This window comes from Acaryochloris sp. IP29b_bin.148 (genome assembly GCF_028285565.1).
Taxonomy (GTDB): Bacteria; Cyanobacteriota; Cyanobacteriia; order Thermosynechococcales; family Thermosynechococcaceae; genus Acaryochloris.
In genome coordinates this window covers 1-14,798 of record NZ_JANQOY010000061.1, presented here as the reverse complement: position 1 = coordinate 14,798, position 14,798 = coordinate 1, and the positions used below count along the sequence as shown (strand labels likewise).

The 14,798-nt window shown below is 47.8% G+C and carries 12 protein-coding genes; 7 read left to right on the top strand and 5 right to left on the bottom strand.

Going from position 1 to position 14,798, the window contains the following annotated elements; translation table 11 throughout:
* Window positions 1–578: 578 nt before the first annotated feature.
* From hisS to Q0986_RS06145, 3 genes are all read left to right on the top strand, one after another.
* Window positions 579–1,871: a histidine--tRNA ligase gene (hisS, locus tag Q0986_RS06155; protein WP_299406034.1), complete on the top strand. Its 1,293-nt coding sequence runs from the start codon at window positions 579–581 to the stop codon at window positions 1,869–1,871.
* A gap of 118 nt (window positions 1,872–1,989) precedes the next feature.
* Window positions 1,990–3,153, top strand: a complete 1,164-nt coding sequence (locus Q0986_RS06150; RefSeq protein WP_299406030.1) for a hypothetical protein — start codon at window positions 1,990–1,992, stop codon at window positions 3,151–3,153.
* 25 nt (window positions 3,154–3,178) lie between these two features.
* Complete coding sequence (locus Q0986_RS06145; RefSeq protein ID WP_299406027.1) at window positions 3,179–3,394, top strand: hypothetical protein; 216 nt, start codon at window positions 3,179–3,181, stop codon at window positions 3,392–3,394.
* Window positions 3,395–3,521: 127 nt separating this feature from the next.
* Here the strand turns inward: Q0986_RS06145 and Q0986_RS06140 are convergent, their stop codons facing one another.
* A complete protein-coding gene (locus tag Q0986_RS06140; protein WP_299406022.1) occupies window positions 3,522–4,727 on the bottom strand; it encodes a phosphoglycerate kinase in 1,206 nt (401 codons plus the stop codon).
* A 187-nt stretch (window positions 4,728–4,914) separates the two neighbouring features.
* On the opposite strand from Q0986_RS06140, the gene Q0986_RS06135 reads away from it, so the two are divergent.
* Window positions 4,915–5,313, top strand: a complete 399-nt coding sequence (locus Q0986_RS06135; protein WP_299406017.1) for a universal stress protein — start codon at window positions 4,915–4,917, stop codon at window positions 5,311–5,313.
* 53 nt (window positions 5,314–5,366) lie between these two features.
* Here the strand turns inward: Q0986_RS06135 and Q0986_RS06130 are convergent, their stop codons facing one another.
* Together Q0986_RS06130 and Q0986_RS06125 are read right to left on the bottom strand one after the other, a co-directional pair.
* Window positions 5,367–7,328: an ATP-binding protein gene (locus Q0986_RS06130; protein ID WP_299406012.1), complete on the bottom strand. Its 1,962-nt coding sequence runs from the start codon at window positions 7,326–7,328 to the stop codon at window positions 5,367–5,369.
* Window positions 7,300–7,848, bottom strand: a complete 549-nt coding sequence (locus Q0986_RS06125) for a heme NO-binding domain-containing protein (RefSeq protein ID WP_299406008.1) — start codon at window positions 7,846–7,848, stop codon at window positions 7,300–7,302. Before Q0986_RS06125 ends, Q0986_RS06130 begins: the two co-directional genes overlap by 29 nt.
* Before the next feature lie 1,216 nt (window positions 7,849–9,064).
* Between Q0986_RS06125 and Q0986_RS06120 the strand changes: the two genes are divergently transcribed.
* The 3 genes from Q0986_RS06120 to Q0986_RS06110 all read left to right on the top strand — a co-directional run bounded on the left by Q0986_RS06120 (window position 9,065) and on the right by Q0986_RS06110 (window position 11,710).
* On the top strand, window positions 9,065–10,264 hold the full coding sequence (locus Q0986_RS06120; RefSeq protein ID WP_299406004.1) for a PQQ-dependent sugar dehydrogenase: 1,200 nt from the start codon (window positions 9,065–9,067) through the stop codon (window positions 10,262–10,264).
* A gap of 117 nt (window positions 10,265–10,381) precedes the next feature.
* Window positions 10,382–10,933: a pentapeptide repeat-containing protein gene (locus Q0986_RS06115; protein ID WP_299406000.1), complete on the top strand. Its 552-nt coding sequence runs from the start codon at window positions 10,382–10,384 to the stop codon at window positions 10,931–10,933.
* Window positions 10,934–11,347: 414 nt separating this feature from the next.
* Window positions 11,348–11,710 carry a hypothetical protein gene (locus Q0986_RS06110; RefSeq protein ID WP_299405996.1) on the top strand — a complete coding sequence of 121 codons (363 nt, stop codon included), beginning with the start codon at window positions 11,348–11,350 and terminating at the stop codon, window positions 11,708–11,710.
* 113 nt (window positions 11,711–11,823) lie between these two features.
* On the opposite strand, the gene cydB is transcribed toward Q0986_RS06110, so the two are convergent.
* Window positions 11,824–12,834 carry a cytochrome d ubiquinol oxidase subunit II gene (gene cydB, locus Q0986_RS06105; protein WP_299405992.1) on the bottom strand — a complete coding sequence of 337 codons (1,011 nt, stop codon included), beginning with the start codon at window positions 12,832–12,834 and terminating at the stop codon, window positions 11,824–11,826.
* A gap of 24 nt (window positions 12,835–12,858) precedes the next feature.
* A complete protein-coding gene (locus Q0986_RS06100) occupies window positions 12,859–14,295 on the bottom strand; it encodes a cytochrome ubiquinol oxidase subunit I (protein ID WP_299405988.1) in 1,437 nt (478 codons plus the stop codon).
* Window positions 14,296–14,798 lie beyond the last annotated feature (503 nt).

Genomic DNA, 14,798 nt, shown 5'->3' with positions numbered 1-14,798 from the left:
CTGACTATTGACATTGGGATACATGCTGGCGAACCTAAGCTTGTGGAAATTGGCGGGGTCAACAGCTGGGGGATTTATGGATCGAACGTGGCTGATTTTGTTGCTGCTATGGAGGAAGAAGCCATAGACCGTTGGGAAGACTTGAGCTGAGCACAGGCTACATGGTCTCTGCTGTCATTGCGACAAGTTACGGCTTCGCGATCGCGTGAAGGCCATCCCCAGCTGGCGTCAGATGCTGAGATCGTACATTTCCCGAAACTTCTGCCTCCTGCAATCGTAAGTTACGCCTGTTGGCATGGGCTTTGGCACACTGGAGGTTGCGTTTGTTAGGGCATCAAACAGCACCCATGCTAATGATAAGTGCTGTTTGATGATCGAACTTATGCGAGCTTAGCTAAGCTATTCTATAGGCGATTCAGCCTTGTCTGGGCTGCATCTTTAGACCATTTTGATAGAGCGAGAGTGCTAAGCATATCGATATTTTTGGCTGCAAAATAGGTTGAGCGCTTCATCTCAGTACAGACTAGTCTTGAGGTGTCAGTATATTGAAGTCGGTAAGCTGCGTAGGATAATTTTTTATGGGATCCATTCAAGTCTCACGGGGGACACGCGATATTCTGCCAGAGGAAGTGATCTATTGGCAGCATGTGGAAGCAACCGCTCGTGAACTTCTGCACCAAGCTGCTTACCGAGAACTCCGAACGCCAATCTTTGAGCAAACCAACCTCTTTGAGCGAGGAATTGGCGAAGCCACGGATGTGGTGGGCAAGGAAATGTACACCTTTAAGGATCGTGGCGATCGCTCTATTACTCTCCGCCCTGAAGGCACGGCTGGTGCCGTACGGGCCTACATTGAACATAAACTGTATGCCCAAGGGGGTGTGCAGCGGCTGTGGTATATCGGTCCTATGTTTCGCTACGAGAGGCCCCAGGCTGGACGACAGCGTCAGTTTCATCAAATTGGGGTGGAGTCTTTGGGGAGCACTGATCCCCGTGCGGATGCAGAGGTGATTGCGATTGCTTCTCAACTCCTCCAAGCTCTGGGTGTACCTCAGTGGACGCTATCACTGAACTCTCTAGGGACCGCTGCAGATCGACAGCAGTACCGAGACGCCTTGGTCAACTATCTCAATCAATACAAGACTGACCTGGATCCCGATTCCCAAGATCGCCTGCAGCGTAATCCTTTACGAATTCTGGATAGTAAAGACCCAAAAACCAAAGAAATTGCCCAAACAGCGCCTAATATATTGGATTATTTGGGTGAGGACTCCAAGCAGCACTTTGATCGCGTGCAGCAGCTCCTTACCGATCTAGACATCGCCTACCAACTCAATCCCTGTTTGGTGAGAGGGTTAGATTATTATACGCATACTGCCTTTGAGTTTGAGTTAGATGGACTTGGCAATCAGGCAACGGTTTGTGGTGGAGGCCGATATGATCGCCTGGTGGCTGAGTTGGGGGGACCCGAGACTCCGGCTGTGGGGTGGGCGATTGGTATGGAGCGGCTGATTTTGCTCTTGCAAGATGCCCAGATTACCTTAAATCAATCTTTAGATTTTTACTGTGTGGCACGGGGGGCAGCGGCAGAAGCCCAAGCCTTACTGATTTGCCAAAATTTGCGAAAACAAGGGTTTTCTGTGGAAATGGACTTAAGCGGTAGTGCCTTTGGCAAGCAACTCAAGCGAGCCGATCGCAGTGGGGCTGTGGCCTGCTTAATTTTAGGTGAGACAGAAGCTTGCGATCGCACCGTTCAGCTTAAATGGCTGACCTCAGGAGAGCAGGAATCCTTATCTCAAAACGATCTTAATACCCAGGCTGATCAGCTTCAAACTAGGATGGTGGCTGCTAGATCTAAACTTTCTACCTAATCATCCTCCATTCGGCACCAGGATCGGTTAAACTGTGCTGCAAGTTGCAGTCCCTTGACAATTTCTGAGAAATATGGATCCTTGAACTGTGGCTGTGTGGAGTAGGACATAAACTGAGATGACAGTGGACTTAGAATTTTTGATTCAGAAAGAAGGTGATTTTGCCTGGTTACCATTAGAGTCTTCGACCGTTGAGATTTTAGTGGGCCGATATCAGATCATTGCTCAAGCTAGCGAGGCGGACTGCCCCATCCAAGTCCACATTCGTCATCAGTATGTCCAGGATGGCATTTGGCAAGAAGTCGTCCAGCAGCAACTCCTGCGCACCGATTCCCAAGGCAGAATAGAGGTTTTACCCTCCACGTTTCTCCACCAAGGGCGTTGGAGTATTAGCTGTTTGGTGGATATTGAGGCACAACGTTCTGCTACTGACTTAGATCGCCATTGCATCCAATTGCAAGTCTTAGAGCAAGAAATTGATCTCGATCGAGACTGGGAGTTTCTTGACGCCCTCCATCAGCCCCTCGAATCTCACCCACAAGCGTTACAGAGTGCCAACTTCCTATCCCCCCTTCAATCAGCAGATATTACGTCGCAGACGGCTTGGAATAATCTCCATCTAGATCCCCCCCTTACGCCCCTCGCGTCTTGTGAGGAAAGCATTTTTGAAAGCATCAACGATATCTCCTTTTTGGACGAGATTACGCAATCTGAGGGCGATTTATCGGTGGAGGCAAACCTTCTGGATGGGGCGTTAGAACAAGCGCCCAATATCCTTGCTGATACTCCGATCGATCACACAGATGACATTGAGCAAACAGCCAAGCCAGATAAACCCGCACAGCATGTTCAATCGGCTCTACCCCAGCTTCCTGTCCTGCCGAAAGAGACTCCCCCAATTCGGTTGCAAATTTCGCCAGGGTTGATTTTGCCCCCTGCACTCTTCACGCCTGAAGCCGCAGCAGATGAACTTCCACCGCCTCAGCTGCCCGTGTTTCCCCATCTCGATCGTTGGGAAACACTCTCATATCAAGAATTATCCATTGCGCTGGGCCGCCTCTATTGGAGTAAGCTGGATACCTACGGCGAAGCCATTGATCTTGATTTTGAATCTTTGGAGCTGCAAGAGCGGTTCTTACAGTCTCTCCAGGAATTAGCGATTCAAAAAGCTCGAACTAAAGAGTACCCGTCTAGCTCCCCAAAAACTGAGCAGTCGGCTGCTGACCAGGGCCATACTGTAACAAAAGCCCTTGTCCCTTTTAATCCTGACCAGAAATTCTAGCAACGTAGTGGGTTGAGAACCTGTTATGCGTATTTGGCTGATTAGCTTTCTCCTCCTCCTAGCTTTGGCTAGGGGACTAGATTGGCTCCACCACCTAACCTTACCGTTTCCTCTCCTGTTATTAGGGGGAGCGATGCTATCGATTTTATCGAATGAAGCGACTTTAGCAGGGTTACCGTGGAGTCCTAAAGCACAACCATCTCAATCTCAATCTCAAACGGCTATTACCGAGAAAACCTAAGAGATAGATCTGGGTCATCTTTTCTTGGTATGACCATCTGAGCATCACCACAAGCATTCAAATAAAGAGGTGCCCCTATGGACACCTCTTTGGCCTTTTTAACTAGATAGGTATAATCTCAGAGTCTTTATGCCTCATCCAGCGCTGCAATTCCAGGGAGGACCTTACCCTCTAGCAGCTCTAGACTAGCCCCTCCACCCGTGGAAATATGGCTCATTTTCTCGGCGACACCCACTTTTTCAACCGCAGCTACGGAGTCACCGCCACCGATGATTGTATCTGCCCCAGTGCCAGTAATCGCGGCTAAACTATGGGCTACAGCATCAGTCCCCGCAGCAAATTTATCGAACTCAAACACACCCATCGGTCCATTCCAAATCACTGTTTTGCAATCTGAGAGGGCCGCTTGGAATTCCTTCACGGAGTTAGGGCCAATATCTAAGCCCATCCAACCATCGGGAATCGCATCAATGCTAACCGTTTGGGCATTCGCATCTGCTGCAAAATTATCGGCGACTACCACATCAGTAGGCAGTAAAAGCGCCACTCCTTTTTCTTTGGCTTTAGCCTCTAAAGAACGTGCTAAATCCAGTTTGTCTTCTTCAACCAAAGATTTACCGACTGCTAAGCCACGAGCCTTATAGAAGGTAAAGATCATGCCGCCACCAATCAGCAGCTTGTCTACCTTGTCAAGCAAGGTTTCAATCACACCAATTTTACTGGAGACCTTGGAACCGCCAACAATTGCAGCCAAGGGACGCTGTGGGCTCTCAATCGCAGCTTGCAAATATTTCAGCTCTTTTTCAATCAAATAACCGGCTACAGACGGACTGAGGTGATGGGTAACCCCTTCTGTAGAGGCGTGAGCGCGGTGTGCGGTACCAAACGCATCATTGACATATAAGTCAGCGACAGAGGCTAATTGACGGGCAAATTCTGGGTCATTGGCTTCTTCGCCAGCATGAAATCGAACGTTTTCGAGCAGAGCCACTTGACCATTTTGCAGCGCTCCGACTTTCGCCGCGACCTCATCTCCAATGCAGTCATCACATTTGGTCACGGGCTGACCGAGCAATTCAGACAGGCGAGCGGCGACAGGTGTCAAACGCATGGATTCATTGACTTGGCCCTTAGGACGGCCAAAGTGGCTGGCAAGGATGACTTTGGCTCCCTTCGAGGTTAAATCTTGAATCGTTGGCAGAGCTGCCCGAATGCGGGTATCGTCAGTGATTTTGCCATCGCCGTCTAGGGGCACGTTAAAGTCGGCACGTACAAGCACCCGTTTACCGGATAAATCGGCTGATGTTAAATTGGCTATTGTCTTCTTGGACACAGTAAAAATCTCCTAAATGCGTCTATTGCGTTTTATTACCCTCCATGGCAGAGCGCATGGGGTGTTGGCATGATGATGATTGGGATAAACCCACACTCAAACTGTTGTCGGTCGGGTTGGTTGTTAATGTGAACTGATTCCGTGCCGTCCATATTTTACCGGAGTCCGTACCCTGGAGTAGAGCTTCATGTTTAAGACGATTTTGTTCCCTATCGATCAAAGTCGAGCGTCTCAGGATGCTGCTGAGAAGGTGGCCGAGGTCGTCAAATTCTGCAATGGTAAACTGGTTATTCTCTCAGTGGAAGCTGAAGCTGAGGCAGCTGAGGGAAATATGCCTGACGGCCAAGCTATTGATCAGCTGCTCCAAAATGCCAAGATCGCCTTTTCCGATTGGGGGATTGCTGCTGAAACCATGAAGCAAAAAGGAAGACCCGCTTTTTGTATTTGTGATTTCGCCGATGAGATTAATGCGGACTTGATTGTTATGGGGTGCCGGGGCGTGGGCCTAACTGAGGAAGGGGCTGCAGAAAGTGTGAGTAACCGCGTGATTAATCTTGCGCCCTGCCCAGTGATGGTGATTCCTTGATAGGTAACCTTGATTTAGACATCACCATCCTGGCGTGGGTGATAGCAGTGCATTCACATTTGGGTTAGTTCAAGAATCACATCACAGCGGTAGTTATCTGCCAATGAGGTGAGTACATCTTTCAAATCATGATGTTCAGGGCTAATATCATTCAATAACTTTTTAATGCCATCCGTATCCAAATTGATGGCTTGTTGCTGCAGCTGCTCCAGCCACATTGTGGACATGGTTGAGATCAACTTAGCTTTGAGATCCTGTTGCTTGGGGAGAGATAGGGAATCGCTATAGGTGAGCGGTGTGGTTAATTCCTCATACAAGTATTTCACCCCAAGATGTTCGGTCATTTTTTGTAAAAGTACGGCTTCATTGCAGGGTTTATGTAGAAAGTCATTACAACCATAAGCGAGTGCTTTCTCTTTGTCTTCTTCAAAGGCATTGGCCGTCAGTGCAATAATAATCGGCTGTGGGATATGGGTGGTCTCTCTAATCTGCTGGGTTGCCTCTAAGCCACCCATAACAGGCATTTTTATATCCATCCAAATTAAGTGAGGATGCCAATCTTGCCATATCTCGATAGCTTCAAGGCCATTTTGGGCAGATTTCACTAAAAAGCCGATGGTTGCCAGCAAAGTCACTAATAAACATCGGTTATCAGCATGATCTTCCACTACTAATATGCGAAAGATCGGTTGATGAGGATGAACTTGTAGCACCCGCTGTTCTGGTGATGGTGGGAGGGGATGGGTCGAACTCACGATAACGGGAATCGCAAAAGAGAAGGTTGCTCCCTGGTTGACCTGGCTAGAAACGGATAATTCGCCTCCCATCAATTGCACAAATTGGCGACTGATCGATAATCCTAAGCCTGTCCCATGTACGCCCTGATGCGATTGTTTACTCACTTCAGTTTGATAGAAGGGGTGGAAAATATGCTCTTGATCTGCGGCGGAAATGCCTGGCCCAGTATCTTGTACGGAGAAGGATAGTAGGCACGAAGAGCCTGTTTCAGAAGTATCTTCTCTTGATGCTTCAGGGTAGGAACAGAGGAGGGTGAGTTGGACTTGTCCCTCTTCTGTGAATTTAATGGCGTTGCCTAGTAGGTTAATTAAAACTTGACGCAATTTTTTGGCATCAGCTTGAATATATTGAGGGACGATTGTTGAGTATTGAAATTGAAGTGCAATTTTTTTGGAAAAAACTCGTTGTTGAAATAGATTATAGAGGCCTTCTAGAAAGTGATGTAAGTTAAAAATAGCTGACTCTAATACGATCTGCCCTGATTCAATTTTAGACATCTCTAAAATGTCATTGAGTAAGGCTAATAGATGCTCACCACTGTTATTAATAATGCTCAGCTTATTAAGATGGGCAGAGGTTAGACTCGCATCACGGCTGAGCAATTGTGAGAAACCTAGAATTGCATTCAGTGGTGTTCTCAGTTCGTGGCTCATATTGGCCAAAAAGGTGCTTTTGGCAAGATTGGCGCTTTCAGCCATTTCCTTGGCAGCCACTAGTTTTTGAGCGCGTTCATCGGCCAGTTTATGGGCTTCTGCTAAGGCAGTATTTTTAGCTTGCAGAAGAAAGAGGAAATCGGATACCCGATCATGCACGGCAAAGTGGTTTAACTTTAAATTTAATGCTTTAAGTTCTTGGATTTCCGTGACCCAAAGAGAGCCGAGAAAAAAAATCAAGTTGGTATCAACAACATGCATCATTTGTCCTTGCAATTGCATGCTGACCTTTAAACAGTCCAAAATCAAGAGAGAGCGACAGGGGTTGCTGAGGCTGGCAAATGTTGGCTGTAGTGGCGGTCTTTGAATATCGAATTGTTGCTGAAACTGACTTCCCCAAATATCTGGAATGAGATGTTGGAGAGAGGTGCCAGCCTGAATGATTTCTAGCTTTTCGTTGAGGACGAAATGGAATGGAAAAGCTGCTGCAAATTGCTCCGGCGGCAGATTATGTTGAACGGCAGATAATAAGGCACTAGCGTTGATAGGTGACTGAGAACACATCGTGATCAGCTCCCTGTTCTCGATCTTGGGTTTGGGTCACTTCTACGCAGGTGGTAAATCGTTCCCCTAGTCCTTCCAACAGTCCTGATACCATGGGAGCCATGCCTTGCCGATGAGAATAATAATGTAGGTTTAAGGTGTTTAACTGTTGGTCGCTACATTGGAAGGAAGGAGGCTGCATCTTGGGGAAAATCACCCCCAGCCGACTATGTAAATCATCCAAATTGTCTAGAAATTCGGGTAAATCATTGCCTGCTAGGTCCATCATTTCACCGTAACCTTCTTGGCCGGTGAATTCTACCCAATATTTGCCAAAGTCCTCCATAATATCTGCTGTAGAACGCTGTAATACTTGACTGGCAGATTTGACCAGACGATGTGTGAGGTCATCGGGATAGCTCTCTAAGCTAATAAAGTTGTCGGCTTCAGTTTCGGCTATTGTTTTAATGGCTTTCCATGTTTCTGCACCGTAGTGATCACAGACCATTTCTTGGATTGCTTTGTTGACTAGACCATACATAAATATCCCCCCACACTTGCAATCGTTTCTTCTACTATTCCCCACTATAATCTTGAACTTTATGTTTGAGCCGCAAGATAAATCAGGACTGGAAATATAGACTTATCCTGCTAGACTATATGCAGAAAAAATTTATCGCAACAGGCTTAATGCCTTAATAAAGTCTCTATAGAACCCATTTGACATCTTTTGGTACAGTCTCGACAATGGTAAGTGTCGTCCATTCTAAGTCCTATGGCTTATGCCAGCAGTCTGAGCGATTTAGAATAGGAACTCCTGGAACCGCTGTTACCTACGGTTCTGCCTCCCAAGCAAAAGACTCGCCCGCTCGAATGGAATTATCGAGATCTCATTGATGGAATGCTCTAGGGTAGGGCAAATACAAGGCTGAGTCATAGCGCAATTTGGAGACCTAATGAAGTCTCATCCGGCAGTCCATTTGCACGGCATAGTTGTTGCCACAGGGAGCATCAAGGGCCAGATGAGTCGGTGATATGCTCCCAAACACCAGCTCCAGCAAAGTCGTGATCATGCTTTTGATGTGCAGCAGTTCTTGATTAAGGCTCACAAGTATTTTGTCTTTATTTTTGGAGTCTGTGGGCCGACCCCGTTTCTTCCGAGCTTTGGGAAGGGGGTGAGGCTGAGGGGTGAATCACCGACTCAATAAATACTGGGTAGGTATGACCTGGTTTGATGCTCACTAACGATAAGTCAAAGAATGCGAGACCAGGAATGGTTGGCTGATACAAACTCAAAAAAGCAACCTAGGTCATAGGTGTGTTTGCCAGATTTGGTCACCACGACTTTATCTCCCACGATGAAGATAGGTATCATGGCGACGCCAACCGTGTTGACGCAAAAATACCCAGAGGAGGTTGGGACAGCAGATGGTTGTGTAGAAAAAACACTGGACGTTCCGATAGCTATCTCCCTTGCCCGCCCAGCGGGATAGACCTAGCATCGGCACACGACCCTCATGGCCAACACGGCGCTGATAATGCTGCTTAATTGCTCAGGCTACAGGCAATCTAAAAGCGTTAGGATTTCAATCATGGGCTTTAGCGATACTGGATTAAGAGTAATTCCAAGTGTCCTATCGAAAGCCCTCTTGACTAATACCTAGTGCTCATATCCTTAGCTGGCGAAGGTATTGTTATACCGGCTCCATCATCCACCCGATTGCTGAAATAGCGTTTAAGCAGGATAGACCTTGACAATGATCAATTCACCCAAACTGTTCACGCAGGGAATAGCGCTGACTTTGATGGGCGCAGTGGCCTGTACAGCCCCACAAGTCGGGCAAACATCCCTTGTTTCCCAATCGGATGCTGAGACCGCCCAAACTGGATCGGCATGCACCTTGGTGGATGACGGCTTCGGTCCTCAGGGAACGGTGCAGGTGCGAGTGGAAGAAGTGGTAACGGGGCTAGAGGTGCCTTGGGGAATTGCTTTTTTGCCCAAGGATGAGATGTTGGTGACGGAGCGGCCCGGTCGGATTCGATTAGTGCAAAAGGGGCAACTGCGTCCCCAGCCCATTGCCACCGTCAACGTCAGTGATCGTGGCGAAGGGGGACTATTGGGAATCGCTACCCACCCTGACTTTGCCCAGAATCGGTTCTTCTATATCTATTTTACGGCCTCCGCAGAAGCTGGATCGGTGAATCGGGTTGAACGTTGGCGGTTGTCTGAGGATGGAGTGCAGGCGACGCGCGATCGCATCATTGTCGACAACATCCCCGTTGCTCGATTTCATAACGGTGGACGAATCCGGTTTGGCCCAGATGGAATGCTCTATATTGGCACGGGTGATGCCCGAGATCCTGACCTGTCTCAAGATGTCAACAGTTTAGCGGGTAAGATATTGCGGGTTACTCCAGAAGGACAGATCCCCGCCGATAATCCTTTTTCAAATAATCCAGTCTATATTTCGGGGATTCGCAATACCCAGGGATTTGATTGGATGAATCCATCCACCCTTTGGGTGAGCGATCACGGTCCCAGTGGTGAGTTGGGCCGTTCGGGGCATGATGAAGTGAGCATTGCCCAAGCGGGAGATAATTTGGGGTGGCCCACAGTCTATCGATGTGACGCTAAACTTGGATTGGTTCCTCCTACCCTTACCTGGCGTCAGGCCCTTCCTCCTGGCGGTGCTGCGGTATACACAGGCCAGGCAATCCCAGAGTGGAAAGGTAGCTTTATGGTGGCGGCACTAGGGGCCAAGCAGTTGCAGCGGATTGTAATTGATCCACAATCAGGGCAGTTGCAGCAGCATGAAATCTATTTACAAGGTCAGCAAGGGCGCTTGAGAGAAGCGGTTATGGGACCGGATGGTGACTTATATGTGACGACGAGTAATTGCGATGGCCGGGGTTGGTGTCCAGCAGAACGAGATAAGATTCTGCGCATTACTCGCTAACCGATGGCCTTGAAGAGAAAGCAAGGTCAGGATTTAACGGGGAGGGGCTATGAGGATGAGGTTTATATTGAGTAAAGAGGGTAGATGCCGAAAAACAGTTTCTGAGGGGAAGAGATTATGGTTAGGACTGGGATTGGTTCAGGTGGTCTAGATTTACTGGAAATCCTACTGAGTGGCCCTGAGGCTTGGAATCAATGGCGTAGGGATAATTCAGATATTCAGGTCAACCTCTGCAAAGCTAACCTCCGCGATGCCAACCTCAACAACGTCAACCTCAGCCATGCATACCTCCAAAATACAAATCTCAATAGCGCTAACCTCGATAACGCCAACCTCAGCAACGCCAACCTCAGCAACGCCAACCTCCATAATGCAAATCTCGGCAGAGCAAATCTCAGTAGTGCCAGCTTCTACAACGCCAACCTCAGCCATGCCGACCTCGACAACGCCAACCTCAGCAACGCCTTTCTCAGCTATGCCAACCTCAGCCATGCATACCTGAGAGCGGTTGATCTCAGCCATGCCAACCTCGGCCATGCCAACCTTAGCAATACTGATCTCAGCTATGCCAACTTCAGTAATGCTAACCTCAGCATGGCTAACCTCAGCAATGCCGATCTTAGGGGGACCGACTTTTGGAGTGCCAACCTCGGCATCATCATGAAGTGAATCTCTGATTCTTTGACAGTAAAATTAGGAATGAGAAAGAACTACGCTACATTGGTCTCATTTGAATATTCTCTTATTCATACTTTTATGCTTTAAAAAATTACCCAGTGTTAAATAGATCAATGATGGATAAATTCTCTTTTTTATATCAAGAGAATTCTGCCAAGAAATGACCGGATCGACTACAGGCAAGGTGATCAAGGATTGTATTTCCAGCTTGATACTTGTCTACCAGCTCCAGGATTTAAAGATATATTTCAGATGCCGAATCTTCCTAGCTTTTAGTTGATGAGTAAACAAGTGTATTTGGAAATAACCAACAAAAAACTAATGCCATGCGAGATGTTTTGATCTTTGAATGGTATAAGTTTGGAGGTTATTTAAAACGTTTTTACTGTCAGTTAGGAGAATATAATGAGTACTCAATCTATTGAGAAAAGATGTGTCTTATTATGTAAAGGTGTTCCCACCCGAGACTGGTATGCTTGGAACAACTTAATGCTGCCAAAACCCGATGATTTTCATGTGATTGGTGAGGTGCAAGTCAGTAACCCAGGTGTTTTGGCTATGCTGTATCCTAAAGAACCTCAAGGGATTAATCCTGATATCCTGCTGTTGGATCTGATTCTTGTACAGCAACCTGGAATTTGGCCACAAGTTGTCACATGGGTGACGGCTCGATACGATAAAATCCTGTTTAATAGCACTTTCAAGAATGTTGAGATCTTTTGTGAAGACAAAAAGATTGTAGATATTACGGTGAGAGATATCCACTAGAATTCCAAGGAGGATATTGTGCAGTTTATCCTAATATATCCTTCGAGATAATATGATTAATTTGCTTTGCTGATGTAAACCCTCTGCACTTTAGAACATGGTTGCCTCATCACTCAATCTCCTTCATGAGCTTGGGTGATTTTTCCTCTAAAGACCACATAGTTGTAGATGTTGTAGAACAACATAATTGGAATTAAAAAACCAATAAATATGATCATGAAAACGAGGGCACTGGGAGACGCTGCTGCCTGATAAATCGTAACTTGTGGGGGGATAATGTACGGGAAGATAATCAACCCTAATCCCACAAAGGAGAGCAGAAAAATTAGGACTGTCCACACAAAGGGCATGCGCTCTTGCTCCTGGCCTAGACTGCGTAACAATAAGGCCACTAATACGCTGCCTAAGAGCGGGATGGCGGCAAAAAGGTAGAGCAGATCAAACATGCGATCGCGGATCGGTTCATAAAAGATAGGTGTACTCACCGTAATAAAGATTGCACCTAAAAATGTGGTGACCGCCGCCAATTTAGCCGTTTTATAGTGAGTTTGCTGCAGCGCTCCCGTGGTTTTCATCACTAAATAGGTAGAACCAATCAGCACATAGCCTTGAATTAGCGTCAGCGCCACCAGGATTGATTTCCAGCTTAGCCAATCCCAAATGCCGCCCACAAAGTGACCTGCGGCATCTACCGCGATGCCCTCAAACACCGTTCCTACGGCAAATCCCTGGCCGAGGGCAGCCAAGAAACTGCCAGCACCAAAAGCAAGATTCCACAGCCGTTTACTGCGGACTGAATTTTCCCGAAACTCAAAGGCAATGGCCCGTAAGATTAACCCACCCACCATCACGCTAACGGGAATATATAAAGCATGCAGCACTGTGGCATAGGCCAAGGGAAACGCGCCAAACAGCGTACCGCCCACCAGCACCAGCCAGGTTTCGTTGGCATCCCAAATATTGCCCAAACTGGTCATCAAAATACTGCGGCTTTCTTCATCTGAAGCTGTTAAGGACAAAATCCCTACCCCCAAATCAAAGCCATCTAAGGTGACGTACAGAAACAAAAACAGCCCCAGAATTACAAACCACACCTGAGGCAGAAAATGCTCTAATGCTTCCATAACGGCTCCTCTACTATTGGGCTTCTACTGCTGGGCTTCCACTGGACGCTGATCGGGCTGATGCTGCATTGGCTCTAGGTTGTCTTGGCTAATGGTTAGCGGTAAGGGCAAGTCTAAATTTGGACCTTTTCGAATAATCCGACTGCCAAAATACAGCGCCCCCACAAATAACAGGCTATACATGCCAGCAAATCCCAATAGGGAGGTTAACACCTCTGGTGCTGGGAGGGGGGTGGCCATATCGGCGGTGCGCAGCTCACCATAGACGGTCCAGGGTTGCCGTCCCACACAGCGGACAATCCAGCCACATTCCACCGCCACATAGCCCAAGGGGGCAGCAAAAAGCCATCCCCACAGCATCAGTTTTTGGTTAGAAATTGCCTCAGCCTTTAGCTGGCCTCGCAGCCACCGCCACAGACTAAACCCCATTAGGCCTGCTAAGAACACACCAATCCCACTCATAATCCGAAAAGAATAGTAAATTAACCCCACCATATGGGGCCGATCCTGCGGTTGCCATTCCTTTAAGCCTTTAACAGGCTCCGATAAAGTGGGTTTTAACTCCAATAGATAGCTGAGCATACCGGGCACTTTGACTTCCCACTGATTGCGCCCTTCCTGATTATTGGGTAAGGCTACTAGACTCCAGGCAGGGGAGGAGCCAGCGGGGATAGTCTCCCATTGGGCCTCCATCGCCGCCAACTTCGAGGGCTGGTAATGATAGACCTGCTCAGCACTGAGGTGACCAATAAAGATTTGCAGGGGGGCTACAATCAGTGCGATCACAAGCACCACTTTTAGCGATCGCACAAAAAATTCTGGATGACGACGGTTGAGGATATACCAAGCACTAATGCCGCCAATTACAAATAAGGAAGTTTCCAGGGTGGCAAAAAACATATGCAGAAAACTATTCAGCATAAAGGGATTGAGAATTGCCTGAAAGTAATTGCTGACGATAAACTTGCCCGCCACAAACTCGCCACCAGCGGGGGTCTGTAGCCAGGAATTCGCCGTTAGGATCCAAAAGGTGGAAAGATTCGCCCCAAAGGCCACCATGATCGTGGCCAGCCAATGCATCAAGGGCGGGACTCGATCCCAGCCAAACAGCATAATCCCCAGAAATCCCGCCTCCAGCATAAAGGCCATCGCCCCTTCAAACCCGAGGATGCTGCCAAAAAAGTCCCCCACCGCTTCTGAGAAGGGTGCCCAATTGGTGCCAAATTGAAACTCCATCGGTAAGCCAGAGGCCACGCCAATGCCGAAATTTAGAACATAGAGCTTGGCCCAAAAGCGGGCATGGAGGTAATAGTCTCGCTGGCGGGTTTTTAACCACAACCCTTCAATCACCACCAGATAAATGGCCATTCCCGTAGAGAGGACGGGCCAGAGCATATGAAAAATCGCTGTCAGGGCAAACTGCATCCGCGACAGCACAACCGTATCCGATAAAAATTCCATAAAGGTAACCTGTTGACAGGGACGAGCATCAATGGCTCATCTCTCAACCCTTGTAACAGATCTGCTTTAGACTTTGCTAACGACGGATGGTAGAACTTAAAGACGGGAAAATCAGACTTTCACAGGACCCTGGTAATCAAGCTCGCTTTTTCGATACATCTCTACGGCCAAAGAGGCCAAAAAAGACAAAATATCTAAGGCTGCTGGTCACCACTACTCATTAGACCTTTTGCATGAATAGCGCCCAATCTTGCGTTGGCCCCTCGATCCCCCAATTCTGGGGGGAGAGTATTGAAAGATCCCGTTGTGGTCACCAGTATTCACGGGCCAATCTTGCAGGCTCGAAGGTACAGATAGTGAGCTGATCCAGGTCAACTTTCTAAGAGCAGGATGCGATAAAGCTGTTCTCCCCCCAGAATTGTCCCTATGGTGGATGGTGTGGCCAGCGATCGCAAAAATGGCCCTCCCGTACTCTTGAAGTACCACCACCAAGAAACGGAGCA

Bases quoted from the DNA above. Each gene is read 5' to 3' on its own strand.
- Q0986_RS06130 (WP_299406012.1), bottom strand. From the start codon at position 7,328: ATGTGTTCTCAGTCACCTATCAACGCTAGTGCCTTATTATCTGCCGTT.
- Q0986_RS06100 (WP_299405988.1), bottom strand. From the start codon at position 14,295: ATGGAATTTTTATCGGATACGGTTGTGCTGTCGCGGATGCAGTTTGCC.
- Q0986_RS06115 (WP_299406000.1), top strand. From the start codon at position 10,382: ATGGTTAGGACTGGGATTGGTTCAGGTGGTCTAGATTTACTGGAAATC.
- Q0986_RS06125 (WP_299406008.1), bottom strand. From the start codon at position 7,848: ATGTATGGTCTAGTCAACAAAGCAATCCAAGAAATGGTCTGTGATCAC.
- Q0986_RS06120 (WP_299406004.1), top strand. From the start codon at position 9,065: ATGATCAATTCACCCAAACTGTTCACGCAGGGAATAGCGCTGACTTTG.
- Q0986_RS06150 (WP_299406030.1), top strand. From the start codon at position 1,990: ATGACAGTGGACTTAGAATTTTTGATTCAGAAAGAAGGTGATTTTGCC.
- hisS (WP_299406034.1), top strand. From the start codon at position 579: ATGGGATCCATTCAAGTCTCACGGGGGACACGCGATATTCTGCCAGAG.
- Q0986_RS06145 (WP_299406027.1), top strand. From the start codon at position 3,179: ATGCGTATTTGGCTGATTAGCTTTCTCCTCCTCCTAGCTTTGGCTAGG.
- Q0986_RS06110 (WP_299405996.1), top strand. From the start codon at position 11,348: ATGAGTACTCAATCTATTGAGAAAAGATGTGTCTTATTATGTAAAGGT.
- cydB (WP_299405992.1), bottom strand. From the start codon at position 12,834: ATGGAAGCATTAGAGCATTTTCTGCCTCAGGTGTGGTTTGTAATTCTG.
- Q0986_RS06135 (WP_299406017.1), top strand. From the start codon at position 4,915: ATGTTTAAGACGATTTTGTTCCCTATCGATCAAAGTCGAGCGTCTCAG.